The sequence below is a fragment of the Pseudomonas sp. ICMP 8385 genome, assembly GCF_002699915.1.
Taxonomy (GTDB): domain Bacteria; phylum Pseudomonadota; class Gammaproteobacteria; order Pseudomonadales; family Pseudomonadaceae; genus Aquipseudomonas; species Aquipseudomonas gessardii.
In genome coordinates, this window is sequence record NZ_LKBY01000024.1 from 126,674 (window position 1) to 153,463 (window position 26,790).

A 26,790-nucleotide genomic window follows, 5' to 3' on the forward strand; every position below is an offset into this window, starting at 1 on the left:
TACACGCTCCATGCTTGCCTCCCAATGTTTATGTATCAACCTGCGTCGTGCCGCCCGTGGCGTCAGCAGGCACTATGACGGCGCCCTCGATGGCTTCGGGATCAACGTCGCCCAGTATTCCTTGCTGTGTAACCTGCAGCGTCTGAATCAACCGAGCATTTCCAGCCTGGCCGATGCCATGGGCCTGGACCGCAGCACCCTGGGGCGTAACCTGCGGGTGCTGGAGGGCGAAGGCCTGGTGCGCTGGGTCGAGGGCGACGACCTGCGCAATCGCCTGGTGGTGCTCACGGAAGAAGGCAAACAGCGCCTGGCGGCTGCGTTGCCGGCCTGGGAAGCGGCGCAGCAGAAACTGATCGATAAGTTGGGCGTGCAAAAACGCGAAACCCTGTTGGCCTTGCTGGACGAACTCGCTTAAACGCGGGCTTGTTCGACTACAAGCGGGTATATACCCGCAAGCGGAGAATAATAATGACCTTGATGTGGCGTACCAGTGGCTGGATTCTTGTCGGAAGTGCGCTGATCCTGGCCCTGTCCCTGGGTGTGCGGCATGGCTTTGGCCTGTTCCTGGCGCCGATGAGCACCGAGTTCGGCTGGGGGCGTGAAACCTTCGCCTTTGCCATCGCCCTGCAAAACCTGATCTGGGGCCTGGCGCAGCCGTTTACCGGGGCCCTGGCCGACCGCTTTGGTGCGGCCAAAGTGGTGATGATCGGCGGCGTGCTGTATGCCTTGGGCCTGGTGTTCATGGGCTTGTCGGATTCGGCGTGGTCGTTGTCCCTGAGTGCTGGTTTGCTGATCGGTATCGGCCTGTCGGGCACCTCGTTTTCGGTGATCCTCGGCGTGGTCGGGCGTGCCGTGGCCCCGGAAAAACGCAGCATGGCCATGGGCATTGCCAGTGCCGCCGGCTCTTTCGGCCAGTTCGCCATGTTGCCGGGCACCCTGGGCCTGATTGGCTGGCTGGGCTGGTCCGCCGCCTTGCTGGTACTGGGCCTGCTGGTGGCGCTGATTGTGCCGCTGGTGACGATGATCAAGGATCGCCCGCTGCCGGTCATGGCCGGCCAGCAAACCCTGCGCGAAGCTTTGCAGGAAGCCTGTTCCCATTCCGGTTTCTGGTTGCTGGCCTTCGGTTTTTTTGTCTGCGGGTTCCAGGTGGTGTTTATCGGTGTGCACCTGCCGGCGTACCTGGTGGATCAGCATCTGCCGGCGACCGTCGGCACCACGGTGCTGGCGCTGATCGGCCTGTTCAATATCTTCGGCACCTACACCGCCGGCTGGCTCGGCGGGTGGATGTCCAAGCCACGCTTGCTCACCGCGTTGTACCTGTTGCGGGCGGTGGTGATCGTGTTGTTCCTGTGGGCGCCGGTGACGCAGATGAGCGCCTATCTGTTTGGCATGGCCATGGGCTTTTTGTGGCTGTCGACCGTGCCCCTGACCAACGGTACTGTGGCGACCTTGTTTGGCGTGAGAAACCTGTCGATGCTGGGTGGGATCGTGTTCCTGTTCCATCAGTTGGGCTCGTTCCTCGGCGGTTGGCTGGGGGGTGTGGTCTATGATCGAACCGGTAACTACGATTTGATCTGGCAGGTGGCGATTGTCTTGAGCCTGGTCGCAGCCGCCCTTAACTGGCCCGTGCGTGAGCGGCCGGTGGCCAGGTTGCAGGCGCAGATGGGGGTCGCATGAACTCAATCGGGTACTGGGTTGGCGCAGTCGGCCTGCTGGCGCTGTTGCTGCTGGCCTGGTGGGGCTGGCAGCGCAGCGGGCTGGCGTTGATGCAACTGGGTATGGCGATCTGTTAAGTTGCTTGCCTGACTTTGCCCAAGGACATCCGACATGTTGATGCGCTGGCTCGCAGTACCCGCCCTGGCGGTGGCTTTTGGCGGTGTGGCCATGGCCGCCGATTGCCCGCCGTTGCTCGAAGGCCAATTGCCGAAGTTGCGCGCCAAGGAATCCATCGCGCTGTGCCAGCGGTTTGCCGGCAAGCCCCTGGTGATCGTCAACACCGCCAGTTTTTGTGGGTTCGCCCCGCAGTTCAAGGGCCTGGAGGCGCTGTATCAGCGTTACAAGGGCGACGGCCTGGAAGTGATTGGCGTGCCCTCCGACGACTTCAAGCAGGAGGCCAAGACGGGCGAGGAGACGGCCAAGGTCTGCTATGTGAATTACGGCGTGACCTTCACCATGACCGAGCCACAGAAGGTCAGGGGCGCGGATGCCGTGCACCTGTTCAAGGTCCTGGCCGAGCAAAGCAATGCGCCGAAGTGGAATTTCTACAAGTACGTGGTGGATCGCCAGGGCCGGGTGATCGCCAGCTTCTCCAGCCTGACCAAGCCCGACAGCCCGGAGCTGATCAAGGCTGTGGAGCAGGCGCTGGCTTCCAAGCCCTGATTGGCGGCCACTAAAAAGCCCCGCTTCCTGTGCAGGAGAGCGGGGCTTTTTTATACGGCGTTGGATCAGAACTTGTACGTCATGCCCAGGCCAAAACCGTTGGCGCTGTTTTTGTACTTGGCGTTGTAGCTTGCCAGAGCGTTGGAGCGGTTGACGCTGACTTCTTCTTCCTTGAGGTAGGAGTAGGCCAGGTCGATGGTCATGTTATCCATGACGGCGTAGCCCAGGCCAACACTGAAGATGGTCCGGTCGCCGGTAGGAATACGCGGCGAACGATCCGTGTTGTTGGTGGGCGACTGGTCGAAGGTCAAGCCGGTACGCAGCACAACCTGCTTGGTCAGCTGGTACGAGGTGCCCACGGCATAGGCCCAGGTATCGTGCCAGTTCTGCTCTTCCTTGATGGTGCCCACCAAGCCGGGTGCCAGGCCGCCACCGGCGCTTGTCACGCCTTTGTTGTCGACGGTGATGTCTTTCAGACGGCTCCAGCGCGTCCAGGTTGCACCGGCATACAGCTTCCAGGCGTCGTTCATGTCCTGGGTTACCGACAGGTCCCAGGATTCAGGCGTGTCGATTTTCAGCGATGCATCATAGCGGCCGGTAGCCAGGGCGCCGGAGGTCGCCCTAGGCGCGTTGACTTCGGTGTGGCCTTCCAGCTTGTACTTGACCTTCGAGTGGTAGGTCAGGCCCACACGGGTGGTGTCGGTTGCCTGGACCAGCACGCCGGCGTTGAAGCCAATGGCGGTATCGTCGCCCTTGATCTTGATCCGGGTGTCAGGCGCGGCAGGGTTCAGTGTCAGCTCTGATTCCAGGGTGCCGGCAATGCGGTTGAAGGTTGGACCAAAACCGATGGAAACCCGGTCGTTGAAGGCGTAGCTGACCGTTGGCTGGAACGTGATGACCTGCACTTCGCTTTTGCTGCCGAAGCCGCGGCCCTGATATTTGCTCTCGTAGTCGGTAATCAGGCCGAACGGTGCATACACACCGAAGCCGACAGCCCACTGGTCATTGAGTTTGTTGGTGTAGAAGCCGAACGGTACCGCCGTGAAGGGGACCATGTCGCCTTTGTTGGTGCCGCGGGAGCGACCGCTGACATCTTTGATATCGGTGGAGGCATCAATCACTGCAACACCGCCAGTGACTTGCTGGCCTTCAAGGCGAGCCATACCGGCAGGGTTGCCAAAAACAGTGCTTGCATCATCGGCAGAAGAGGAACGGCCCGCGAAACCGGTACCCATCCCGCTGACGCTTTGTTCGTTGAGGGCAAAGCCGCTTGCGAACAGTTGGGAAGAGGCCATGGCAACGGCGAGGCTAAGTGTGGTCTTGAGCATTACTTTTTTCATTATTAGAACTCCGTGGTGATCACCGCTGCGGAAAGTAACAATAAAATTCACTTAGCGCTATAGGCTGTAATGTAGGAGATAGAGCGGTTTTGTAGGACAATCCGACCAAAATTGCTGCTTTTAGCCGAATCTTGCAAAGTGCCCGATCAGCAGGCGACCTGTTTCATGGGGGATACACAGGTTTGCCAGGCCTGGGTGTAATCGCGCAGCCGGCCCTGGGGATGAAATATTTCTTTCCAGATACGCGCCATGCCCAGCAGGTCGTCGGGGCGAGGCAGTTCGGGGCGTTGTTGTTCCACCAGCAACCAGGCGATGGCAGTGGCGTAGCGCAAATTGACCGCCAGCTCCAACTGCGGCCCGCTGAGGAAGGCATGCTGGCTGGCGAGGCCGCGCACCAGGCTGGCACGTTCCGGGTCGAGGGCCAGGTAGTCGTCCCACAGGGCCCGGTGGCGCGGCTCGGTAATGCGATACAGGCCATGGCCACGCCGGTCGTGCAAGGCCGAGCCCAGTCCTGATTGGCTGGCGGCAACCCCCAGCAGCAGGGATTCGGCAGTGTGGCTGTGGCAACCCAGGTAAATCAGCGTGGGTCGGATCACATAACGACACAATTCGCTGGCGGCAATGCCCATAAAACCCTCGAAACCTTGAAAGTGGTCGACGAGGCCTGAGACGGTGGGGGCTTGGCAGCGGTGGATCGGATCTCAGGCTCGTCGGAGGCGGAACCAGCCGCCTGACTTGAAGTGTAGTGTCAGATTTGCGACGTAAAGGCCTGTTTTTAAAATATTTCTAGCTTGTGGTTATAAGCGTTATATCTGTTTGACCTAAAGCAAACCGACAAAAAACCAAATCGCGGGCAATAAAAAACCCTGCCTTGCGGGCAGGGTTTTCGATGTTCAGCGTCGGGTCAATCAGGCAACCAGGGCCTGACGGGTACGCTCGATCACGGCCTGCAGCGGCTCTGCGCTGGAGTATTGATCGGGGTACAGGCGTTCGCTGTGACGAGCGATGCCGTGTTCGTTGACCAGGGTGAAGCTGAAGCAGCCTTTGCGAGCGGCCATGATCAGGCAGTTCATTGGAGCAAAAGCATTGGTGAGGGTGCGAATGGCATCCTGAGTATGGATTTGAGTGGACATATTATGGGTGTTCCTACAAATGACACGGATAAGAACCGTGCAACGTTAAAACGTTCCAGTGACGCTGATCACCATTGATCATGCGAAGAACCCGACTGGAACAAAGCAGCCAGTTTGAAGCGCTGAATAGTTTGGCGCGCTTGGGCTGGCAGGTAGGTACTTAGGAGGGCAGGCAACACAACAGGGGCAAAGGTTCTGGGCCCAGGGTGAAGATCCTGATCAATTTGCAGGTTGGTTCGGTCAGAGTATGGAAACTTCGCGACACCCTTTGCATTGTTCAAAGGCCGTGTCGTCGCAAGTGATACCTGGAAACCATCGAGGTGGTCGATCCCATCAAGATTGACAGAACTTCTCTTTAGGGAAGCTACGTCGCGGGGATTTGTTCGACCAGAATTGACTTTCAGCTTGGTACTAACGCCGCAGATAGTAATGGCTTGAAACCGGTAAAGCAAGTGTGTTAGCCAAAATACTTTACCTGCCCCCTCTGGCCCCGCCCGCGTTTGTGTCTGGGCTGTAACGTTTTGGGCCGCAAAGCGATGGGGATATAACCACCCGGCAGGTAGTTGTGCACATTGGTTGCGCCGTGTGTCACCGGATCGACGCGCTGCCGGATGAGCCCACGAATGCCTGCATCAAAAATTTAAGTCAATGAAAAATCTGGCTTTTTTTTATTGGTGAAAAAATCGTCAGTTTAAGCGCGGCCCCCATTCCATGGGCCTTTGCGCGAGTTAAAGCACGGTTGTCCACTGAGTTATCCACAGCTTCTGTGGATTGTCCCAAGCGCTTGCTCTAGAACGGGCGTGCAGGGTTTTTTCAGCTTTACCCGTACGAAAAAAGGAGTAGAGTGGCGCGCCTTCCGTTCTGCCCTACAGTGCTTTATGAAGTTTCGCTCAGTATCACCCTCTGTTACCGACAATCCTCCGAGTGTTACCCCACCCAAGCGCTTCTCCTTGAAAGTCGCCCTGTGGCTGCTGGATAACCCGCGCATTGGCGATAACCCCAATATCAAGCATTTCGCCGGGCGTTTGCTCAAGCAGCCGGCCCGTGAAGGCGTGGTTGCGGCACAGAGCCGCCTGGGCCTGTTGATGTGTCGCGAGTGCGGCAATGCCCGGGACCGCCGCATCGGCCACGACCTCCTGCGCCAGGCCGCCCGTGCCGGCGACCCTGGCGCCCAGCGTGCACTGGGCCAGATCAAAGACTGAGCTGTCCACAAAGCGCTCGCTTGGTTAACCTTCCTCTTTTACCGTAATGGCAGGAATGGCTATGGCTTTTGACTGGACCAGTGTGGCATTGGGTCTCGCCGCTGCGGCGTTGCCTCTGTTGGTCCTGTGCTGGCAGATCCAGCGCCGCCTGAACGCCCGCAGCGCCGGTTGGGAACTGCTGGAAGAACGCCTGGCCACCGCGCAATTGGCCCAGGAAGGGCTGGCCGCGCAACTGGACGCCAGCCGCGACGAGATCAGCGACCTGAGCCAGGCCAATGCCGCCAAACAGGCGGATCTGGCGGCGGTACGCCGGGAAGTCGAACTGCTGCAAATCGACCGTGATAACGCCCGTGATGCGGCCCACGCCTGGAATATCGAACGCTCTGCCAAGGAAGGCGAACTGCGCCGCCTGGATGCCTTGTCGGCCGCCCTGCGCGCCGAACTGCGCGAGCAGCAGGACAGCCATCAACAACGCCTCAACGACCTGCAAGGCTCGCGGGATGAGCTGCGTGCGCAGTTCGCCGAGCTGGCCGGGAAAATCTTCGACGAGCGCGAGCAGCGGTTTGCCGAAACCAGCCAGCAGCGCCTGGGGCAATTGCTCGACCCATTGAAGGAACGTATCCAGTCGTTTGAAAAACGCGTGGAAGAAAGTTATCAGAATGAGGCACGTGAGCGCTTTTCCCTGGCCAAGGAGCTGGAGCGCCTACAGCAATTGAACCTGCGCCTGTCGGACGAAGCCACCAACCTCACCCGTGCCCTCAAGGGGCAGAAGACCCAGGGCAACTGGGGCGAGTTGATCCTGGAGCGGGTGCTGGAACATGCCGGCCTGGAGAAAGGTCGTGAGTACCAGACCCAGGTCAGCCTCAAGGGCCCGGATGGCGAGCGTTTCCAGCCGGACGTGCTGATCATGTTGCCGGGCGACAAGCAGGTGGTGGTGGACTCCAAGGTCAGCCTGACCGCCTATCAGCAATACGTGGCGGCCGATGACGAGGTGATCGGCCAGGCCGCCCTCAAGCAGCATGTGCTGTCGTTGCGCAATCATGTCAAAGGCTTGGCCGGCAAGGACTACAAGCGTCTGGAAGGCCTGCACAGCCTGGATTTCGTGTTGCTGTTCGTGCCCATCGAAGCCGCGTTTGCGGCGGCCTTGCAGACTGAGCCGAACCTGTTCCAGGAAGCCTTCGACCGCCATATCGTGATCGTCAGCCCTACGACGTTGCTGGCGACCCTGCGGGTGATCGACAGCCTGTGGAAGCAGGAGCGGCAAAGCCAGAACGCCCGGGAAATCGCTGAGCGCGCCGGCTGGCTGTACGACAAGTTCGTATTGTTTATCCAAGATCTGGATGAAGTGGGTAATCGCCTACAGCAGCTGGATAAGGCCTACAGTGCGGCGCGCAATAAGCTTACAGATGGTCGCGGCAATCTGGTCAGCCGGGTCGAGCAGTTGAAGCTGCTGGGCGCACGGGCCAGCAAAGGCTTGCCTGCCGATCTGTTGGAAAAAGCGATGACCGATGAAGATGGCGTCGCCCAACTCCCTGACTAAACACAGAACCCAAATGTGGGAGTGGGCCCCTGTGGGAGCGGGCTTGCCCGCGAAGACGTCGGCCCAGCAAGCATTGATGTTGACTGACCCACTGCTTTCGCGGGCAAGCCCTAATGCCAGTCAGTTAAGCGGATTCTGCTTTCTGTAGGAGCGAGCTTGCTCGCGAAGGACGTCAACGATAACGCGTGTTTGCTAGGTAACCGCGGCGCTCTCAAGTTCTTCGCGAGCAAGCTCGCTCCTACAAAAAGGCTTAACTGACTGGCATTAGGGCAAGCCCGCTCCCACATTTGATCTTCGCTGCGTTGAGCATTGCGTTCGCTTAACTGAACGCCAGCTCCCACACATTACAAAGGCAGATGCCGGTTCAACAGTGCCCGCAATGCCGCCGGCTTGACCGGCTTGGCCAGGTAATCCAACCCCGCCGCATGCACCTGGGCCACCATTTCCGGCCGGCCATCGGCGCTGATTACCACCCCGGGAATCGGCTCCGCCAGTTGCGCGCGCAGCCAGCCCATCAACTCGGTGCCTGTCTCGCCATGGTCCAGGTGGTAATCCACCAGGGCCAGTTGCGGGCGCATGCCCTCGGCCAGCAACGCCGCGCATTGCGCCTGGTCGCGGGCGGTCCAGACCTGGCAGCCCCAACGGCTCAACAGGCTGCGCATGCCAATCAGGATGCTGTCTTCGTTGTCCACACACAGCACCTGGGCACCGCTCAGTGGCAGGCCTTTTTCTGGGGTGGCCGGCACCTGCACGCTGGTTTGCGCCTTGGCCAGCGGCACGCTGACACTGAAGACGCTGCCCTGGCCCGGCCACGAACGCACCCGCAAGCGGTGCCCGAGCACCCGGCACAGGCCGTCGGCGATGGCCAGGCCCAGCCCCAGGCCCTTCTCGGCACGGGTCTGGTGGCTGTCCAGGCGCTTGAATTCTTCAAAGATGACTTTCTGTTTATCCAGCGGTATGCCCGGGCCACGGTCCCACACCTCCAGGCGCAGTTCGCCACGCCGCCGTCGCACACCCAGCAGTACCGGGCCGTGGGCATAGCGGAAGGCGTTGGTCAGGAAGTTCTGCAGGATGCGCCGCAGCAGCTTGATATCACTGTCGACGCGCAAGCGGCTGCCGCGCAGGCGGAAACGCAAGCCTTGTTCCTGGGCCAGCACCTTGAACTCCGCGCCCAGGGCATCGAACAGTTCATTTAAGGCGAACGGCTGGCGCTGGGGGTTGATCTTGCCGTTTTCCAGGCGGGAGATATCCAGCAAGTCGCTGATCAGGTCTTCGGCCGAGCGCAGCGAACTGTCCAGGTGCTGCACCAGTTGCCGGGCCTCGCCGGACAAGCCTTCGCTCTGGTGGGAGAGGGCGGCGGAGAACAGTCGCGCCGCGTTCAGCGGCTGCATCAGGTCATGGCTGACCGCGGCGAGGAAGCGGGTTTTCGACTGGTTGGCCGATTCGGCCACGCCTTTGGCATCGGTCAGGGCCACGTTCAGTTGCGACAGTTCATGGGTCCGCTCGGTGACTCGCTGTTCCAGGCCCTCATTGGCCTCGGTCAGGGCCTGTTCGGCCTCGCGGAACGCGGTGATGTCGGTGAAACTCATGACAAACCCGCCACCGGGCATCGGGTTGCCGATCAGCTCGATCACCCGACCGTTGGGGAACAGCCGCTCCGACGTATGCGCCCGGCCCTGGCGCATCCAGTGCAGGCGCCGCGCCACATGGACTTCGGCCTCGCCTGGGCCACACAGCCCTCGCTCGGCGTTGTAGCGAATAATGTCGGCAATCGGCCGGCCGACGCTGATCAGGCCGTCAGGGTAGTTGAACAGCTCCAGGTAGCGGCGGTTCCAGGCCACCAGCTTGAGGGACTGGTCCACCACGCTGATGCCCTGGGTGATGTTCTCGATCGCGCCCTGCAACAGCGCGCGGTTGAATTGCAGCACTTCGGAGGCTTCGTCAGCGATACGGACGACGTCCTCCAGTTGCATTTCCCGGCCTTCAATCGCCGCTTTCACCACCGCCCGCGTCGAGGATGCCCCCAGCACGCCAGCCAGCAGCCGCTCGGTGTGGGCGATCCAGTCGTTGTCGGCATTCTGGTTGGGGTTAAAGCCCTTGCCCTGGCGGTAGGCGAAGCGGATGAAGCTCTGTTGCGCGCGTTCTTCGCCGACAAAGCGCGCTGCCAGGCTCAACAGGTCATTGATCTGCACCGACAGCATGGAGCGGGCGCTGGCGCGCTGGCTGGTTTCCTGGCCGATAAACCGCCCGGCCTGCCAATGCTCCGACACCCGTGTACGCGACAGCACCGAGACCCAGGCAAACAGGGTGAAGTTACCGGCCAAAGACAGCACCACACCCTGGGTCAGCGGGGTGATCGGCAGCCCCAGCGGGTTGCCATGCAGCCAGGCCAGGCCGGGGAAGATATTCAGCGACCAGCCCAGGCTGTGGGCGGCAATCGGCAACACCAGGGTGTAGAACCACAGGAAGGTGCCCGCCGCCAGGCCGGCAAACACGCCGCGCCGGTTGGCCTGCTTCCAGTACAGCGCGCCGAGCATCGCCGGTGCCAGTTGGGTCACCGCGGCAAAGGCGATCTGGCCGATGGTTGCCAGGCTGGCGGTGGAGCCGAGCAGGCGATAACTGACATAGGCCAGCAGCAGAATAATCACGATGCTCACCCGGCGTACCGAGAGCATCCAGTGGCGGAAGACTTCAAACGGGCGCTCGGCGTTGGTGCGGCGCAGCAGCCACGGCAGCAACATATCGTTGGAAACCATGGTCGACAACGCCACGCTCGCGACGATGACCATGCCGGTCGCCGCCGAAGCGCCGCCGATAAACGCCAGCAACGCCAGGGCCGGATGGGCTTCGGCCAGGGGCAGGCTGATCACGTAGGAGTCCGGCAGTACCGAGCTGGGCAGCAGCATCTTGCCGCCCAGGGCAATCGGCACCACAAACAGCGCCGCCAGCACCAGGTACGCCGGGAACACCCACTTGGCCAAGCGCAGGTCCTGAGGCTCGATGTTCTCGACCACGGTGACGTGGAACTGACGGGGCAGGCAGATGATCGCCATCATCGCCACGCCGGTCTGCACCACCATCGAGGGCCAGTTGACGGTCTCTTTCCAGTATTCCTCCAGCCTCGGCGCAAGCATTGCCTGGCTGAACAGATCGTTGAAACCGTCGTACAGGCCGTAGGTCACAAACGCACCCACGGCAAGAAAGGCGAACAGCTTGACCAGGGACTCGAAGGCAATCGCCAGCACCATGCCACGGTGGTGCTCCGTGGCGTCGAGGTTGCGCGTGCCGAACACGATGGTGAACAGCGCCAGCACCAGGGACACGATCAAGGCGGTGTCCTGGGCCCGGGTGCCGGTGGCATCGGCGCCGGCGCCAATCAGCAGGTTGACCCCCAGCACGATGCCTTTGAGTTGCAGGGCAATATAAGGCAGCACGCCCACCAGGCAGATCAGCGCCACCACCACGGCCAGGGACTGGGACTTGCCATAGCGTGCAGCGATAAAGTCGGCGATGGAGGTGATGTTTTCCTGCTTGCTGATCAGCACCATTTTTTGCAGGACCCAGGGCGCCAGTACTAGAAGCAGGACCGGTCCCAGGTAGATCGGTAAAAATGCCCACAACTGTTCGGCAGCCTGGCCTACAGCGCCGAAGAAGGTCCAACTGGTGCAATACACCGCCAGCGACAGGCTATACACCCAGGCACGCACCCGTGGCGGCAGCGGCGCGTGGCGACGGTCACCGTAGAAGGCGATGGCAAACATAATGGCCATATAGGCCAGGGCAACGGCGGCGATCAGCCCGCTGGACAACGTCATGAGTACTCCAGGCATAAGAACACCCAGGCATTCCAGGCCCGGGACGACAGTCTCGCATGCTGGCCGGGGTTAGTCAGTGTCGACGAAGGTCGTGTAGGGGCGGTTCCTACGAGCGCGGAGGCAGGGTTTTCTGGCGCAGGAGGTAGATCGTCACCAGCACCGCACTGGTCAACATGAAGCCACGTGCCCAGGGCAGTGGCACCAGGTAGCAGGACAGGCCGATGCTCAACCACATCAGGCCGATGGCGTACACCTTGCCTTTTAATGGGATACCGTTGCCATCCAGGTAATCACGGATCCACGGGCCAAGGCGCGGGTGATTCACCAGCCAGTGGTAGAAACGCGGTGAGCTACGGGCAAAGCAGCCGGCAGCCAAGAGCAGGAAAGGGGTGGTCGGCAAGACTGGCAGGAAAATCCCGATCACCCCGAGCACCACGCTCAACCAGCCAATGGCCAATAGAACGTAGCGCACAATCGGGGAGCGGTTGCCCATGGGCGCCACGGGCGGGGGACTTAGTGATGGCGAGGCTTGAGGATCGCCGGTTTTTCGTCGGGGGCGTTGCACAGCAGGTACAGGGCGGTCAGGGCTTCCGGGATCTGTACGATCATGTCGTCCATCAGGTTGGCGTCGCTGGCGATATCGGCGAACTCAGGCTGGTCGTCGAACAGGCCGGAACCGACCATGATCGGCAGCAGCATTTCGCTGACTTCTTCCTCGGCGGTTTCAAACCAGGCCGCTTCACGCAGGAACACCCCTTCCATAAAGCCAATGCACCAGCCGCGCAGGTCGGAGTCATCCGGCTCTTCGCCCAGGTCGAGCTCGCAAGGCAGCTCGAACTCTTCATCGGACGCCAGTTGGCGGGAGATGTGGGCCTTGAGCTGGAGCAGGGTTTCTTCGATTTCGGTGCGCTGGGCCTCGTCCTTGTAGTGCGGCTCTTCGGCGAACAGGGCGTCGATCCATTCGCGATCAGGCACCGGTTCAGAGCAGATCGACAGGGCGGTCAGGTAGCCGTGGGCGGCCACGTAGTCCAGCGCCTCGTCATGCAGCTCATCGGCATCGAGGAAGGCTTGCAGGCGGTTTAGTTGCTCAGCGAAGGACATTGAAAGACTACCTTGGGAATAAACGATGCTGAATTCTAGGCCTTCTTGAGCGCACAGGCCAGCCGCACGGCATATTTGCAAGGTTTTCAGATGGGCCGCTATTCGTCAGTGGCACCCTTTGCCGAGGAGTGCTCGGGTATACTGCCGCGTTTTGTGATGCCCCTACAGGCCGGAGGCGGTTGCGGGAAAAGTTCGCTTACGGATTATTTTCCGGGCAGGCGCGCTTTTTCAGCCAGCCTGTACAGAGGGATTTCGGTGGAATTTGGAGTTTTTCATGCTTGAACAGGCTCAACGCGTCCTCAAGGACATCTTCGGCTACGACAGCTTTCGTGGCCGCCAGGGTGCGATCATTGAGCGCGTGGCCAGCGGCGGTGATGCGCTGGTCCTGATGCCTACAGGCGGCGGCAAGTCATTGTGCTTCCAGGTGCCGGCACTGCTGCGTGAAGGGCTGGCGGTGGTGGTCTCGCCGCTGATCGCGCTGATGGACGATCAAGTGGCTACCCTGGAAGAGTTGGGCGTTGCCGCCGCCGCCTTGAACTCCACCCTGAGCGCCGAACAGCAACGCGACCTGGCGGCGCGGATCCGCCGTGGCGAAGTGAAGATGCTCTACCTGGCGCCCGAGCGTTTGGTCCAGCCGCGGATGCTGGCGTTCCTGCAAAGCCTGGATATCTCCCTGTTTGCCATCGACGAGGCCCACTGCGTCTCCCAGTGGGGCCACGATTTCCGGCGTGAATACCTGCAATTGGGGCAACTGGCCGAGCTGTTCCCCAATGTGCCGCGCATTGCCCTGACGGCCACGGCCGACAAGCGCACCCGCGAAGAAATCGTCGAGCGCCTGCACCTGCAGAACGCCGAGCGTTTTCTTTCCAGTTTCGACCGCCCCAATATCTTTTATCGCATCGTGCCCAAGGAACAGCCGCGCAAGCAGTTGCTCGCATTCCTCTCCGAGCGGCGCAGCGATGCCGGGATTGTCTACTGCCTGTCACGCAAGAAGGTCGATGAAGTGGCGGCGTTCCTGTGCGAGCAGGGTTACCCCGCACTGCCTTACCACGCCGGCCTGCCCAACGAGTTGCGGGCTTATCACCAGAAGCGCTTCCTCAACGAGGAAGGCCTGATCATGGTGGCGACCATTGCGTTTGGCATGGGCATCGACAAGTCCAACGTGCGCTTCGTGGCCCATATGGACCTGCCCAAGTCCCTGGAGGCGTACTACCAGGAAACCGGACGTGCCGGCCGCGATGGCCTGCCGGCGGATGCCTGGATGGTCTATGGCCTGCAGGATGTGGTGATGCTCAAGCAGATGCTGCAGAACTCCGAGGGCGATGAGCGTCACAAGCGCCTGGAGCAGCACAAGCTCGATGCCATGCTGTCGCTGTGTGAAGAAACCCGCTGCCGCCGCCAGACCTTGCTCGCCTATTTCGACGAAGACATGCCCCAGCCCTGCGGGCATTGCGACAACTGTGTAGATGGTGTGCAGACCTGGGATGCCACTGAGCCAGCACGTCAGGGCCTGTCGGCGATCTTCCGCACCGGCCAGCGTTATGGCGTCGGCCATCTGGTGGATGTGCTGCTGGGCAAGGACAACGAAAAAATCCGCAGCTTTGGCCATCAGCACCTGTCGGTGTACGGCGTGGGCAAGGCGCGGGCTGAAGGTGAGTGGCGTTCGCTGTTCCGCCAGATGGTCGCCCGTGGCCTGGTGGATATCGACCTGGAAGGCTATGGCGGCCTGCGCCTGAACGACAGTTGCCGGCCCCTGCTCAAGGGCGAGGTCAGCCTGGAGCTGCGCCGCGACCTCAAGCCGCAGACCACTGCCAAATCCAGCAGCACCAGCCAGGCCAGCCAACTGGTGCGTGGCGAAGAACGCGAACAATGGGAAGCCCTGCGTGCCTTGCGCCGCAAGCTGGCGCAAGAGCACAGCGTGCCGCCCTACGTCATTTTCCCCGACTCCACCTTGCTGGAGATGCTGCGCGAACAACCGACCACCCTGGCCGAAATGGCCAGGGTCAGCGGCGTCGGCGCACGCAAGCTGGAGCGTTATGGCCAGGCCTTCCTGGAAGTCCTTGGCGGCCAGGCCGAAGCGCCCAAGGAAATCGCCGATATCCGCCACGAACTGATCAGCCTGGCCCGCGCCGGCATGACCCCGATCCAGATCGCCGGGCAGTTGCAGTGCTCGGAAAAGAACGTCTACACCTTGCTGGCCGAGTCCATTGGCAAACAGCAATTGTCCCTGGAACAGGCCCTCGACCTGCCGGAAGACTTGCTGGGTGAAATCCAGGATGCGTTTCTCGACGGCGAAGGTGAATTGCCACCTGTTTCCGATATAGCGCCGCTGTTTACCGGGCGGGTGCCCGAGGGCGTTTTGTACTGTGTACGGGCCGCTTTGCAGTCGGAATTCGAGATTTGATGCGTCAATTACGACAATGTAACGAATCAGTACATTGCAAGCCTTGCCTACTGTCATGGGTCATGCTTAGCTGACTAATAATTAGCCACACTTTATTTTCAGTCTAACCCATGAGTTTTTTATGCCGTTAACCGATCAACACCGTTTTGGCATGCAGTTGGCGCAAATGTCCCGTGGCTGGCGCGCCGAGCTGGATCGCCGTCTGGCGGGGCTGGGGTTGTCCCAGGCACGCTGGCTGGTGCTGCTGCATCTGGCACGCTTTGAAGAAGCACCGACCCAGCGTGAGCTGGCCCAGAGTGTCGGGGTAGAGGGGCCCACATTGGCGCGCCTGCTCGACAGTCTGGAAAGCCAGGGCCTGGTGCAACGCCAGGCCGTGCTGGAAGATCGGCGTGCCAAGCGCATTGTGTTGTGTGATACCGCACGGCCGCTGATCGAGCAGATCGAGACCATTGCCACGGCTTTGCGTCAGGAGTTGTTTGTAGGGGTCGATGAGGAGGATATGCGGGTGTGCATGCGGGTACATGGGCATATCCTGGCGAACCTGGAAAAGACCTGATGTCTGCGATACCCATGATCTAAAGGTGGGAGCGGGCTTGCCCGCGATGGCGTCGGGTCAGTGACTGGATATTTGGCTGACACTCCGTCATCGCGGGCAAGCCCGCTCCCACACAAGCCTGCTCTACCTCGGCTAAGTGTTGTTGTTAGAACGTCTGCCCAAGGTTCAGATACACCGCCTTCTGATTGTCATCATTAAACCCATAGCTGAAATTCAACGGCCCCAGTGGCGTATCAAACCCGAGGAAAATACTCGCGGCATTGATATAGCCACTGTCGAACTCATTGTCGTTGTTCCATGCCCGCCCGCGTTCCAGGGAGGCGCCCAGGTACAGTGGGAAGTCCAGTGGCAAGTACGAGCGTGGGGTCAGGCGGCGGTAGTAGACCGCGCGCATCAGGCTGATGTTCTGCCCGGAAATCGCATCCTGGCGGAACCCCGACAACTGCCGTGCACCGCCCAGCAGGAAGCTGGAAATCACCACGTCGGAATCATCCAGGGTGCGCCCGTAGCGGCCGCCCAGTACCAGGGTGTCCGGGCCGTGGCTCATGGCCTTGTCCAGCTTGAGCTCCCATTGCCGGTAGCGCTGGTCCGAGCCCAGGCCCGGCTCGAATTCGCGGTAGGCCAGGCCGATATCTTCGCCGGAGTGGGGGAAGTACACGTTATCCAGGGAGTCGAATGAGTACTTGAGCTCGTAGAACCCCTCGCTGAAGCTCACGCTTGGCAAGTCGCGGTCGCCAATGCGCACATCGGCCTTGCCCCAGGCCTCGCCGACGCCAAAGCGGATTTCGCCGCTATTGCCGATCTGCCGGCCGACGTTCAGGCCAAAACCATAGCGTTCAAGGCGGTATTCGGAGATCGGGTCGTTATCCAGGATCAGTTCCACATTCTGCGCCTGCGCACTGATATAGGGGGCGACGAAATAGCGCGAGCCGGCATCCATCGGCTGATAGAACTCGCTGTACAGCTCCTGGCGATCACCGATCTGCACCCTGGTAAGCCACTCGGCGCCGAGGCGATTGATGCCGTTGATGCGGTAGCTGGCGCCGAGGTTGAACGCGCTGTCGCCGCGCATGTCATCGGACAGGTTGAGCCCCAGGCGCAGGTAGTCGGTGCCGCTGCGTTTGCCGCGCGCGCTGATGACCAGGGTGTTGTCCGGGCCTTTTTTCACCACGCGGTATTGCACCTGCTCGAAGTAATCCAGGCCGTATAGGGTGCCCATGTCCGATTGCAGGCGCGCCAGGTTCAGCGGCTCGCCAATGGGTTGGCGGATGTAGTAGCGGATCACGTCGTCGCCGACTTTCGAGTCGTTTTCCACCTTGATCGCCGTGATCGTCGGGTTGCGCTGGCCCGGCGTGCGGGCGGCGGTCAGTTCGGCGTCCACCGATTGGGTGGGGCGCAAGCGTGCCAGGCGGGTGTCCAGGGCGCGGGTGGCGCGGTAGCCGGCGTCGATCATGTCCTTGGCCCGGCCAAAGTCGGTCACGCCATACGCGGCCAGCGGTGGCTGGATCAGTACATCGCCGGGGTGCAGGGCCTTGAGCTGCTCCTCGGAGTTGCGGCGGGTCATCAGGGTGATGGACTGGTTGAGCACATCCACCACCGTCGCCAGTTGCTTGCGGTTGCGCAATGGCGTGCCGATATCCACCACAATGGCAATATCAACCCCCATTTCCCGCGCCACATCCAGGGGGATGTTATCGGTCATGCCGCCATCCACCAGCAGCCGGCCGTCTAGCTCCACCGGGGCGAACACCGCCGGGATCGACATGCTGGCGCGGATTACCTGGGGCAGGTGGCCCTTGCGAAACACCACTTTTTCGCCACTGCTGATATCGGTGGCCACGGCGCGAAATGGGATCGGCAGCTTGTCGAAGTCGCGGGTGTTGCTACTGTGGGCGAACATGCTCTCCAGCAGCAGCGCCAGGTTCTGGCCCTGGATCACGCCCAGGGGCAGGCCCAGGCTGCCGTCGTCACGAAAGCTCAGTTTCTGCTTGATCAAAAAGTCCCGGTCATCCTGCTTGCGCCGGAACGGCACGTCTTCCCGGGGCGGGGCATCGGACAGCGCCAATTGCCAGTCGATGCCCAGGGCGAGTTTTTCCAGCTCGTCGATCTTGTAGCCCGATGCGTACAGCCCGCCAATCACCGCGCCCATGCTGGTGCCGGCAATCGCGTCGATGTGGATGCCTTGCTCTTCCAGGGCCTTGAGCACACCGATGTGGGCCAGGCCCCGGGCCGCACCGCCAGAGAGCACCAGGCCGATTTTCGGGCGTGGCGCTTCCACGGCTTGGACAAGGACAGGGAGCAGGCACAGCAACAGGCAGGACAACAGGCGGCGCATCATCAATCTCGGGGCTGGATGATAAAGGCCGGTATTATAGCCATCCGATCCACCTGTCCCGTCATACAGGAGTCTGTCATTTCATGTCCGCACCCAAGCCCGAAATTGTCATCACCTATTGCACCCAATGCCAGTGGTTGCTGCGCGCCGCGTGGCTGGCCCAGGAGCTGTTGAGCACCTTTGCCGACGACCTCGGCAAGGTGGCGCTGGAACCGGCGAGCGGCGGGGCGTTTCGCATTACCTGCGACGGTGTGCAGATCTGGGAGCGCAAGGCCGATGGTGGTTTCCCGGAGGCCAAGGTGCTCAAGCAGCGGGTGCGCGACCAGATCGACCCCGAGCGGGACCTGGGGCACAACGACCGAGCCTCATAAACGACACTGCCGGCGCAGGGCCGGCAGTGGCGAATGGTTTACTTGGCGGCCATTTTATTCTTGATCCAGCCGACGACAAACGTCAGCACCAGGCCACCGACGCCGCCGCCGACAATATTGCTGCCCACGGCGGCAACATCCAGCGCGCCGCCCGCCGGCAGGCCGCTGATTGCTGCAACGATCTGCCCCAGCACCAGGCCGCCGACGCCACCGACCATGGTGTTGAGCCCGGAACCCAGGCCTTGCTTGCTAAGGCCGGCGATATTGCCGCCGACCGCGCCACTGATGATCTGAATGATCAGGGTGATGAACATGTCCATGGTGAAACTCCTGCATCGCGTTAAGGGAGTGACCACTCGCATGCAGCAACTTCAAGGACCACGGCTGTCGTCGAGGAGTCTGTATCCGTTGAACGACGGCTGACTGTTGCGGATACAAAAAGTATAGATCAGGCCATGGCCGGCGGCTGTTTAGCCTTGGCCGGGCGGCTCATCAACCCTGAGACGACAATGGCGGCAATGATCAGCGCGCCGCCCAGCAGCATGCGCAGGGTCGGGGTTTCGCTGAACAGCAGCCAGGCCACGCTGATGCCGTACACCGGCTCCATGGCGAACACCACCGCAGCGGTGCGCGCCTTGAGCACCTTGAGGCTGGCGACGAACAAACTGTGGGCCAGGCCGGTACAGAACACCCCCAGCAGGCCGATCCACAACCAGTCCAGGGCGCGTACCTCGCCAAGGTCGGGAGCGGCGACGGGCAACAGGCACAGCGCTACTACGACGTTCTGGCACAGGGCCGCCTGCACGGGCGGGATACTGGCGCTGGCCCGGTTGTTCAATGACAGCAGCGAGAACAGCAGGCCCGAGACCACGGCCCAGACCAGGCCACTGGTGGCTTGGCTGGCCAGGTCGAAGTCCGGGGTGACCAGCACCAGGCCGATGCTGACCAGCACCACCAGCACCATTTCATTGGCGCGGATCCGCTCGCGGAAGATCAGCCCTTCAAGGATCACGGTGAACGCCGGGAATGTGGCAAAACCCAGCGTCGCAATCGCCACCCCGGCCACTTTTACCGCGATAAAGAAACTCACCCAGTGCCCGGCCAGCAGCAAGCCGCTGAGCAGCAGGCGTCGCAGGTCGGCGCTGTAGAGCTTTTGCCACGGTGTGTTGCTGGCAAAACGGGCGAACAACACCAGGGCGAGCACCGCGAACGCGGCACGGCCAAACACGATAATGCTCGGCGAGGCGGCGGCGAGTTTGCCGAAGACGCCGGTGAGGCCAAACATCAATGCACCGATGTGCAGGGCGCCGAGGGCAGTGCGCGGGGTCATGGCAGTCCTTAAAACAGTGAACAGGCAGGCATCCAGTCTAGAGCGCCTGGCGCCGGGGTGTCTGTTGCGGGAGTCGCCGGTTTTATCGCAGGACTAGCGCCCGTTGTCGAGCCGGCGCAGGGCCCCGGGCGAGCGGCCGAACTCGCGCAGCACCGCAGCGGCAAACGCGCTTTGCGAGCCATAGCCGACCCGCGCGGCGATCTCGCCAATCGGCAGGTGACTGTCGCGCAACAAGCCCCGGGCCATGTGCAGGCGGCGGGTGCGGATGTAGTCCATGGGCGTCTGCCCGCACTCACTGATAAAGCGGGCGTGCAGGCGGGCGACAGACATATCCGCCAGCCGCGCCAGATCTGCGACCTGTAGCGGGTAGGCCGCATGCTGGTCGATATGGGCGTTGAAGGCGCCATAAGGCAGGCGTCGCGCGCCGGCTAGCGCAGGCGCCTGGCCATTGAGGGTGGCCAGTAGCAGCACCGCGCCTTGCTGGGCGATCAACGGGTCATCCAGTGCACCACTCGCCAGCCAGTTGACCAATTGGCCCTGGCGGGCATCCAGGCTCACCCGTGCCGGGCGGTCCAGCAGGCGGCGACTGGCATCGGCGTGTTCGCCCAACGACTGCACCAGCCACTGTTCGTCGGGCACATCCAGCACCAGGCACTGGCTGCCCTGGGGGCTGCCGCAGGCGTGATGGGTGGCGAAGGGCAGGACCATCACCCCTTGCGGGCGGACTTCACCGCCGATGCCTTCTACCTCGAAATCCAGGCGGCCGGCCAGGCCGAACACCAGTTGCGCATGGTCATGGCTATGGGCAATCAGGTCGTGGGTGTAATGGCGCAGCGTGAGGGTCGGTCCCATCGCAATCTCCCGGGCAGGGCGGCAGTTTACACCGCCGACGGGCGGCGGGCGCTGTCATCTGACTGACGCAAGACTGTCATGGGCTATTAATTGCCCGGGAGCAAGCTGGCGAAAACACCCGTGAGGTATGCCCATGACCAGCGCCGAGCTCGCCAAACCCAGCCGCAAGCAACGGGTACGGACCCTGTGGATCTCCGACGTGCACCTGGGCACCCGGGACTGTCAGGCCGAACATCTGTCGCAGTTCCTCAAGGGCTACCACGCCGACAAGGTGTACCTGGTGGGCGATATCATCGACGGCTGGAAACTGCGCAGCGGCATGTATTGGCCCCAGGCCCACACCAATGTGATCCGCCGCCTGCTGACCATGAGCAAGCGCGGCACCGAGGTGATCTACGTCACCGGCAACCACGACGAATTTCTGCGCCGCTATTCAAAGCTGATCCTGGGCAATATCCAACTGGTGGACGAAGCGGTGCATGTGACCGCCGATGGCCGGCATTTGCTGGTGATCCATGGCGACCAGTTCGACGTAATTACCCGTTACCACCGCTGGCTGGCGTTTCTTGGCGATTGGGCCTACGAATTCACTCTGACCCTCAACCGCTGGCTGAACCACTGGCGGGCGCGCTATGGCTACGGCTACTGGTCGCTGTCGGCGTACCTCAAGCATAAGGTGAAGACGGCGGTGAGCTTTATCAGCGATTTCGAGGAAGCCATTGCCCATGAAGTGACCAAGCGCGAGTTGCACGGCGTGGTGTGCGGGCATATTCACCATGCGGAGATTCGCAAGGTGGGCGAGGTGGACTACCTCAATTGCGGGGATTGGGTGGAGTCGTGCACGGCATTGATCGAGCACTGGGATGGGCATATCGAGCTGTATCGGTTGGCGGATGCCCAGGCCAAGGAGGCGCAGGTCAAGGCCGAGATGGTTGTTGGCTAAAGATTGCCTCGGTCAAAAATGTGGGAGCGGGCAAGCGCGCTCCCACATTTGGATAGCGTTTTGTCTTAGGGTTTACATACGTCCGCAATGGCATCGGCAAGCAAGCCCAGGCGCGTCTCATCAATCCCCGCCACGTTGGCCCGCCCGGAACTGACCATATACACGCTGTGCTTTTCCCGCAGTTGCTTCACCTGTTCGGCGCTCAGGCCGGTATAGGAAAACATCCCGCGCTGCACGCCGACATGGGCAAAACGCTCGGCCAAACCGTGGGGCACCAGCGCTTCGACCAGGCCCGAACGCAATTGCGCGATGCGCGAGCGCATGCCTTCGACTTCGCTGCTCCACAGCTGTTTGAGCTCAGTGTCGCCGAGGATGGTCGCGACCACCGCCGCGCCATGATCCGGCGGTGTCGACCACAGGTTGCGCGCAATAAATGCCAGCTGGCTGCGCACATCCAACAGCTTCTCGGCATCGTTGGCGCACACGATCAGCGCGCCGACGCGGTCGCTGTACAAGCCAAAATTCTTCGAGCAGGAACTGGTGACCAGCACCTCAGGCAGCTCATCGGCAAACAGGCGCACGGCCCAAGCGTCCTGCTCCAGGCCATCGCCAAAACCCTGGTAGGCGAAGTCGATCAGTGGCAGCAGTTGGCGCTCGCGCACGATTTGCAGCACCTGGCGCCAGTCGTCCTGGGACAGGTCGAAACCGGTGGGGTTGTGGCAGCAGGCGTGCAGCAGCACCACGTCGCCCTCGGGCACGGTAGCCAGGGTGGCGAGCATGGCCGGCACGTCCAGGCGGTTGTCACTGCCCACATAGGGGTAGTGGCTGACCTTGAGCCCGGCCTTGGCGAAGATGGTTTCGTGGATCGGCCACGTCGGGTTGCTCAACCACACGCCACGGCCTGGCAGGCTGTGGGCGATAAAGTCGGCGCTCAGGCGCAGAGCGCCGGTGCCACCCGGGGTTTGTGTGGCGCCAGCGCGTTGTGCCTTGAGCAGTGCAGACCCGGCGCCCAGCACCAGTTCAGTGACCAGGCGGCCGAAAGCCGGGTCGCCATGCCCGCCAATGTAGGTCTTGGTGGTTTGCTGCTCGACCAGGCGCTGTTCGGCGCGTTTTACCGCTTGCAGGATCGGGGTCAGGCCCTGGGCATCCTTATACACGCCCACGCCCAGGTCGAATTTTTGCGGGTTGGCATCCTTGGCATAGGACTCCATCAGCCCCAGGATCGGATCCCCGGGCACCCGGCCAATCGCGGCAAAATGCATCACTTGCGGCCCTCGGCATCCTTGGCCACTGCGTCGGTGCGCGCGGCCATGATGAAGTCGTTGCGGTGCAGGCCCTTGATCGAGTGGCTCCACCAGGTCACGGTGACTTTGCCCCATTCGGTCAGCAGGCCAGGGTGATGGCCTTCAGCCTCGGAGATTTCGCCCATGGCGTTGGTAAAGGCCAGGGCAAATTTGAAGTTCTTGAACAGGAATACTTTTTCCAACTGCATCACGCCGTCGCGCACTTCGATGTTCCAGTCGGGGATCTGCTTGATCAGCACCGGCAGTTCTTCGTCGCTGACTTGTGGGGCATCGGCGCGGCAGGCTTCGCAATGGGTTTGGGTCAAAGGGGTCATAACGGTGTTCCTGAAATCGAGTATGTGGAATTCGGTTGCCAGTCGCGTCACCCTAAAGCAACACGCGGCCAGGGAACAGACTCACCTGGCCTTTAAAGCATCAGTTCAAGCCGCCTTGGGCTTGGGGGGGAACAGCGGTGCGTGCAGCCCCAACTGCATGCCGCGCTCGACCATGCCCATGATGTCTTCCTGCGCCACTTCAAACAGGCGCTTGAGGTTGGGCAGGGCGAAATACAGCGGCTGCAGGATGTCGATGCGATATGGGGTGCGCATGGCTTCCAGCGGGTCGAAGGCTTGGTGCTTGGGCTCATCCGAGAGGCAGTACACCGTCTCCTTGGGCGACGACAGAATGCCGCCACCGTAGATGCGCCGGCCTTCGGGCGTGTCCACCAGGCCGAACTCGATGGTCATCCAGTACAGGCGCGCCAGGTACACGCGTTGCTCTTTGGTGGCCGCCAGGCCGAGCTTGCCATAGGTGTGGGTGAATTCGGCGAACCAGGGGTTGGTCAGCAGTGGGCAGTGGCCGAAAATCTCGTGGAAAATATCCGGCTCTTGCAGGTAATCCAGCTCTTCGCGGGTACGAATAAAGGTCGCCACCGGAAATTGCTTGTTGGCGAGCAATTCAAAGAAGGTCTGGAAGGGGATCAGCGCCGGCACCCGCGCCACTTGCCAGCCGGTGGTTTCGGCCAGCACTTTGTTGATTTCGGCGAGTTGCGGAATACGGTCATGGGGCAGGCCGAGCTTGTCGATGCCGTCCAGGTATTCCTGGCAGGCGCGACCCTCGATCACTTTCAGTTGACGGGTGATCAGGGTGTTCCACACCGCGTGTTCTTCGGGCGGGTAGTGGATAAAACCTTGCGCATCGGGCTCGCGGGCCACGTAGTGCGTCTGCTTCATACGGCTCTCCTGCTAGGCATTCGTTCTTGTTATGTCCTGCTATGGGCTTATTGATACTCCGCCTGGCCGTGGATTCCACCCGCCTCTAAGGGAAGGCTGTAGGAAAATTCGATAGCTATCGTAAAGTATTCGTTACGATTTCGCTGTGGTGCACCCTGCATTGCGCTTTGCTGGTTTGAAAAGGCCGCTAGCTGTCACATAATCTTGACGACTATCTGCGTCCGGCGACAAAAAGACGCAACCCGATCAGCCCTCCTACAACAAACCGGGCCTTTACATGCGTATCAAAGTGCATTGCCAGAACCGCATCGGCATCCTGCGGGACATCCTCAACCTGTTGGTGGAGTACGGGGTCAACGTGGCCAAGGGCGAGGTCGGCGGCGAACATGGCAATGCCATCTACCTGTACTGCCCGAACCTGGTGAACATGCAGTTCCAGGCCCTGCGCCCGCAGTTCGAGGCGATTGCCGGGGTGTTTGGCGTCAAGCGGGTAGGGCTGATGCCCAGCGAGCGTCGGCATATGGAACTCAATGCATTGCTGGGGGCATTGGAATTCCCGGTGTTGTCCATCGACATGGGCGGTTCGATTGTCGCGGCCAACCGCGCAGCGGCGCAGTTGCTCGGGGTGCGCGTGGATGAGGTGCCGGGCATTCCCTTGTCGCGCTACGCCGAGGACTTCGACCTGCCGGAACTGGTGCGTGCCAGCAAGTCGCGGATCAATGGCCTGCGGGTCAAGGTCAAGGGTGATGTGTTCCTCGCTGACATCGCGCCGCTGCAGTCCTCTGAACATGACGACAGCGAAGCCATGGCCGGCGCCGTGCTGACCTTGCACCGCGCCGACCGCGTCGGCGAGCGTATCTACAATGTGCGCAAGCAGGAGCTGCGCGGCTTCGACAGTATTTTCCAAAGCTCCAGAGTCATGGCCGCCGTGGTACGTGAGGCCCGACGCATGGCGCCCCTCGACGCGCCCCTACTAATAGAAGGCGAAACCGGCACCGGCAAGGAGTTGCTGGCGCGTGCCTGTCACCTGGCCAGCCCGCGTGGGCAGTCGCCGTTGATGGCGCTCAATTGCGCCGGCCTGCCGGAGTCGATGGCCGAGACCGAGCTGTTTGGCTATGGCCCTGGCGCCTTTGAAGGGGCGCGGGCGGAGGGCAAGTTGGGGCTGTTGGAACTGACGGCGGGCGGTACGCTGTTTCTCGATGGCGTGGGCGAAATGAGCGCGCGGTTGCAGGTGAAGTTGCTGCGCTTTCTGCAGGACGGTTGCTTCCGGCGTGTAGGCAGTGATGAAGAGGTCTACCTGGATGTGCGGGTGATCTGTGCGACCCAGGTGGATTTGTCGGAGCTGTGTGCCCGCGGGGAGTTTCGCCAGGATCTCTACCACCGGCTCAATGTGCTGTCGCTGCATATCCCGCCGTTGCGCGAATGCCTCGACGGGTTACCGCCGCTGGTCGAGCACTTTATCGATCAGGCCAGCCGCTTGATTGGCTGCCCGCTGCCCAAGCTGGCGCCGGCGGCCATGGAGCGGCTCAGCCACTATCATTGGCCGGGTAATGTGCGCCAGTTGGAAAACGTGCTGTTCCAGGCGGTCTCCCTGTGTGACGGTGGCCTGGTCAAGGCCGAGCATATCCGGCTGCCGGATTACGGCGTGCGCCAACCGCTTGGCGATTTCTCCCTGGAGGGTGGCCTGGAAGAGATTGTCGGGCGGTTTGAAAAGGCGGTGCTGGAGAGTTTGTATGCCGAACACCCCAGCAGTCGGTTGTTGGGTAAGCGCTTGGGGGTGTCCCATACCACCATCGCCAATAAGTTGCGTGATTACGCAGTGCTCAAGGCCGACAAATAAACCCCTGACACAACGGGATTAAAAATGTGGGAGCGGGCTTGTCGGGTCGCCGCATCGCCGCGATTGCGGTGTATCAGTGCCAGATTTGTTGGCTGACCCACCGCTATCGCGGGCAAGCCCGCTCCCACACAAGCCAGCACACATTGGACCTGTGTCAATGCCAAGACCGGTGTTTGCCGCAACCGGCAGAACTCCGCCGTTTTTCCGACTCGTCCTGCCCCTCCAATAATCCTTGATACGCCCCAACCCCTTGCCCCACCTGCCTTTCCCCGACTTTTAAAAAGTTGGTGCGCAAATTGCTAAAGACTCCTCAGTACATCGGTGGGCGGCAAACGTCCGTCAGTAAGAGGAATGAGCGTGGACAAGTACCTTTATGTGGCAATGACCGGCGCCAGCCAGAATGCACTGGCGCAAAAGGCCCATGCCAACAACCTGGCGAACATTTCCACCAACGGTTTTCAGCGTGACCTGGAACAGGCCCGCTCGATGCCGGTGTTTGGTGACAGCTTTCCGGCGCGGGCGTTTGCCCTGACCGAGCGCCCTGGCACTGACTTTTCCCCCGGCTCAATGGTCGAGACCGGCCGGGACCTGGACGTTGCCGTCGGCGGCGATGGCTGGATCGCCGTGCAAACCCCCAATGGCGGTGAGGCCTACGTGCGCACCGCGAGCATGAATATCGATGCGCTGGGCGTGCTGCGGGCCGGCAACGGGATGCCGATCATGGGCAATGGCGGGCCGATTTCGGTGCCGCCCGAGCAGAAGGTCGAAATCGGCGAAGACGGCACCATCAGCATCCGCGCCATGGGTGAAGGCCCGCGGGTGATGGCGGAAGTGGACCGCATCAAGCTGGTCAAGCCGGACCTGGCCAACATGACCAAGGGCCTGGACGGCGCGATCCACACCAAGGACGGCCAGCCGGCGGTGGCCGATGCCAGCGTCAAGGTGAATTCGGGCTTTTTGCAGTCGAGCAACGTCAATGCCGTCGAAGAAATGACGGCGGTGCTGGCCCTGTCCAAGCAGTTTGAATTGCACGTGAAAATGATGAACAGCGCCAAAGAAGACGACCAGGCCATGACCCGTGTCATGCAGATGAGCTGATTGCAGCGTCACTGATTACTAATTTCGTAACGCGGC

At 61.4% G+C, this 26,790-nt stretch carries 24 protein-coding genes; 11 read left to right on the forward strand and 13 right to left on the reverse strand.

Annotated elements, in window-relative coordinates:
- Positions 1-10 precede the first annotated feature (10 nt).
- From AO268_RS05295 to AO268_RS05305, 3 genes are all read left to right on the forward strand, one after another.
- Entirely contained in the window at positions 11-415 is a 405-nt protein-coding gene (locus AO268_RS05295; RefSeq protein ID WP_099168079.1) for a MarR family winged helix-turn-helix transcriptional regulator, read from the forward strand.
- 62 nt (positions 416-477) lie between these two features.
- Positions 478-1,677, forward strand: a complete 1,200-nt coding sequence (locus AO268_RS05300; RefSeq protein WP_176561339.1) for an MFS transporter — start codon at positions 478-480, stop codon at positions 1,675-1,677.
- Positions 1,678-1,827: 150 nt separating this feature from the next.
- A complete protein-coding gene (locus tag AO268_RS05305) occupies positions 1,828-2,379 on the forward strand; it encodes a glutathione peroxidase (protein WP_076963027.1) in 552 nt (183 codons plus the stop codon).
- A 65-nt stretch (positions 2,380-2,444) separates the two neighbouring features.
- Here the strand turns inward: AO268_RS05305 and AO268_RS05310 are convergent, their stop codons facing one another.
- The 3 genes from AO268_RS05310 to AO268_RS05320 all read right to left on the reverse strand — a co-directional run bounded on the left by AO268_RS05310 (position 2,445) and on the right by AO268_RS05320 (position 4,852).
- Positions 2,445-3,719, reverse strand: coding sequence for an OmpP1/FadL family transporter (locus AO268_RS05310; RefSeq protein ID WP_099168081.1), 1,275 nt, complete (start codon positions 3,717-3,719; stop codon positions 2,445-2,447).
- Positions 3,720-3,865: 146 nt separating this feature from the next.
- Positions 3,866-4,348: a hypothetical protein gene (locus AO268_RS05315; RefSeq protein WP_076963029.1), complete on the reverse strand. Its 483-nt coding sequence runs from the start codon at positions 4,346-4,348 to the stop codon at positions 3,866-3,868.
- Between the two features lie 279 nt (positions 4,349-4,627).
- On the reverse strand, positions 4,628-4,852 hold the full coding sequence (locus AO268_RS05320) for a hypothetical protein (protein WP_007898912.1): 225 nt from the start codon (positions 4,850-4,852) through the stop codon (positions 4,628-4,630).
- A gap of 878 nt (positions 4,853-5,730) precedes the next feature.
- Between AO268_RS05320 and AO268_RS05330 the strand changes: the two genes are divergently transcribed.
- On the forward strand, positions 5,731-6,054 hold the full coding sequence (locus AO268_RS05330) for a sel1 repeat family protein (protein WP_076963030.1): 324 nt from the start codon (positions 5,731-5,733) through the stop codon (positions 6,052-6,054).
- A gap of 175 nt (positions 6,055-6,229) precedes the next feature.
- Entirely contained in the window at positions 6,230-7,594 is a 1,365-nt protein-coding gene (gene rmuC, locus AO268_RS05335; RefSeq protein WP_176561340.1) for a DNA recombination protein RmuC, read from the forward strand.
- 344 nt (positions 7,595-7,938) lie between these two features.
- Here rmuC and AO268_RS05345 read toward each other — a convergent pair whose 3' ends face one another.
- The 3 genes from AO268_RS05345 to AO268_RS05355 all read right to left on the reverse strand — a co-directional run bounded on the left by AO268_RS05345 (position 7,939) and on the right by AO268_RS05355 (position 12,510).
- The gene (locus tag AO268_RS05345) at positions 7,939-11,409 is read right to left on the reverse strand and encodes a hybrid sensor histidine kinase/response regulator (protein WP_099168083.1); all 3,471 of its coding nucleotides are present in this window, start codon (positions 11,407-11,409) and stop codon (positions 7,939-7,941) included.
- A gap of 106 nt (positions 11,410-11,515) precedes the next feature.
- On the reverse strand, positions 11,516-11,902 hold the full coding sequence (locus AO268_RS05350) for a YbaN family protein (protein WP_099168084.1): 387 nt from the start codon (positions 11,900-11,902) through the stop codon (positions 11,516-11,518).
- Positions 11,903-11,922: 20 nt separating this feature from the next.
- On the reverse strand, positions 11,923-12,510 hold the full coding sequence (locus AO268_RS05355) for a UPF0149 family protein (RefSeq protein WP_076963034.1): 588 nt from the start codon (positions 12,508-12,510) through the stop codon (positions 11,923-11,925).
- A 274-nt stretch (positions 12,511-12,784) separates the two neighbouring features.
- On the opposite strand from AO268_RS05355, the gene recQ reads away from it, so the two are divergent.
- The gene (gene recQ, locus AO268_RS05360) at positions 12,785-14,914 is read left to right on the forward strand and encodes a DNA helicase RecQ (RefSeq protein ID WP_099168085.1); all 2,130 of its coding nucleotides are present in this window, start codon (positions 12,785-12,787) and stop codon (positions 14,912-14,914) included.
- A gap of 121 nt (positions 14,915-15,035) precedes the next feature.
- A complete protein-coding gene (locus AO268_RS05365) occupies positions 15,036-15,470 on the forward strand; it encodes a MarR family transcriptional regulator (protein WP_099168086.1) in 435 nt (144 codons plus the stop codon).
- Positions 15,471-15,615: 145 nt separating this feature from the next.
- On the opposite strand, the gene AO268_RS05370 is transcribed toward AO268_RS05365, so the two are convergent.
- Positions 15,616-17,805: a patatin-like phospholipase family protein gene (locus AO268_RS05370; protein WP_099168087.1), complete on the reverse strand. Its 2,190-nt coding sequence runs from the start codon at positions 17,803-17,805 to the stop codon at positions 15,616-15,618.
- Positions 17,806-17,888: 83 nt separating this feature from the next.
- On the opposite strand from AO268_RS05370, the gene AO268_RS05375 reads away from it, so the two are divergent.
- Positions 17,889-18,176, forward strand: coding sequence for a SelT/SelW/SelH family protein (locus AO268_RS05375; protein ID WP_099168088.1), 288 nt, complete (start codon positions 17,889-17,891; stop codon positions 18,174-18,176).
- Between the two features lie 38 nt (positions 18,177-18,214).
- Here AO268_RS05375 and AO268_RS05380 read toward each other — a convergent pair whose 3' ends face one another.
- The 3 genes from AO268_RS05380 to AO268_RS05390 all read right to left on the reverse strand — a co-directional run bounded on the left by AO268_RS05380 (position 18,215) and on the right by AO268_RS05390 (position 20,358).
- A complete protein-coding gene (locus AO268_RS05380) occupies positions 18,215-18,496 on the reverse strand; it encodes a hypothetical protein (RefSeq protein ID WP_099168089.1) in 282 nt (93 codons plus the stop codon).
- Between the two features lie 128 nt (positions 18,497-18,624).
- Positions 18,625-19,506 carry a DMT family transporter gene (locus tag AO268_RS05385; protein ID WP_099168090.1) on the reverse strand — a complete coding sequence of 294 codons (882 nt, stop codon included), beginning with the start codon at positions 19,504-19,506 and terminating at the stop codon, positions 18,625-18,627.
- Positions 19,507-19,599: 93 nt separating this feature from the next.
- On the reverse strand, positions 19,600-20,358 hold the full coding sequence (locus AO268_RS05390; protein ID WP_099168091.1) for a helix-turn-helix transcriptional regulator: 759 nt from the start codon (positions 20,356-20,358) through the stop codon (positions 19,600-19,602).
- A gap of 133 nt (positions 20,359-20,491) precedes the next feature.
- On the opposite strand from AO268_RS05390, the gene AO268_RS05395 reads away from it, so the two are divergent.
- Entirely contained in the window at positions 20,492-21,301 is an 810-nt protein-coding gene (locus AO268_RS05395) for a UDP-2,3-diacylglucosamine diphosphatase (protein ID WP_099168092.1), read from the forward strand.
- 65 nt (positions 21,302-21,366) lie between these two features.
- Here the strand turns inward: AO268_RS05395 and AO268_RS05400 are convergent, their stop codons facing one another.
- The 3 genes from AO268_RS05400 to phhA form a co-directional block, all read right to left on the reverse strand.
- Positions 21,367-22,566, reverse strand: a complete 1,200-nt coding sequence (locus AO268_RS05400) for an amino acid aminotransferase (protein ID WP_169901370.1) — start codon at positions 22,564-22,566, stop codon at positions 21,367-21,369.
- Positions 22,563-22,919 carry a 4a-hydroxytetrahydrobiopterin dehydratase gene (locus tag AO268_RS05405; RefSeq protein ID WP_099168094.1) on the reverse strand — a complete coding sequence of 119 codons (357 nt, stop codon included), beginning with the start codon at positions 22,917-22,919 and terminating at the stop codon, positions 22,563-22,565. The genes AO268_RS05400 and AO268_RS05405 overlap by 4 nt, the downstream gene beginning before the upstream one ends.
- Before the next feature lie 105 nt (positions 22,920-23,024).
- A complete protein-coding gene (gene phhA / locus AO268_RS05410; protein ID WP_099168095.1) occupies positions 23,025-23,816 on the reverse strand; it encodes a phenylalanine 4-monooxygenase in 792 nt (263 codons plus the stop codon).
- Between the two features lie 277 nt (positions 23,817-24,093).
- Between phhA and AO268_RS05415 the strand changes: the two genes are divergently transcribed.
- Entirely contained in the window at positions 24,094-25,656 is a 1,563-nt protein-coding gene (locus AO268_RS05415) for a sigma-54-dependent transcriptional regulator (RefSeq protein WP_099168096.1), read from the forward strand.
- Positions 25,657-26,013: 357 nt separating this feature from the next.
- Positions 26,014-26,754, forward strand: coding sequence for a flagellar basal body rod protein FlgF (locus AO268_RS05420; RefSeq protein WP_099168105.1), 741 nt, complete (start codon positions 26,014-26,016; stop codon positions 26,752-26,754).
- Positions 26,755-26,790: the final 36 nt, after the last annotated feature.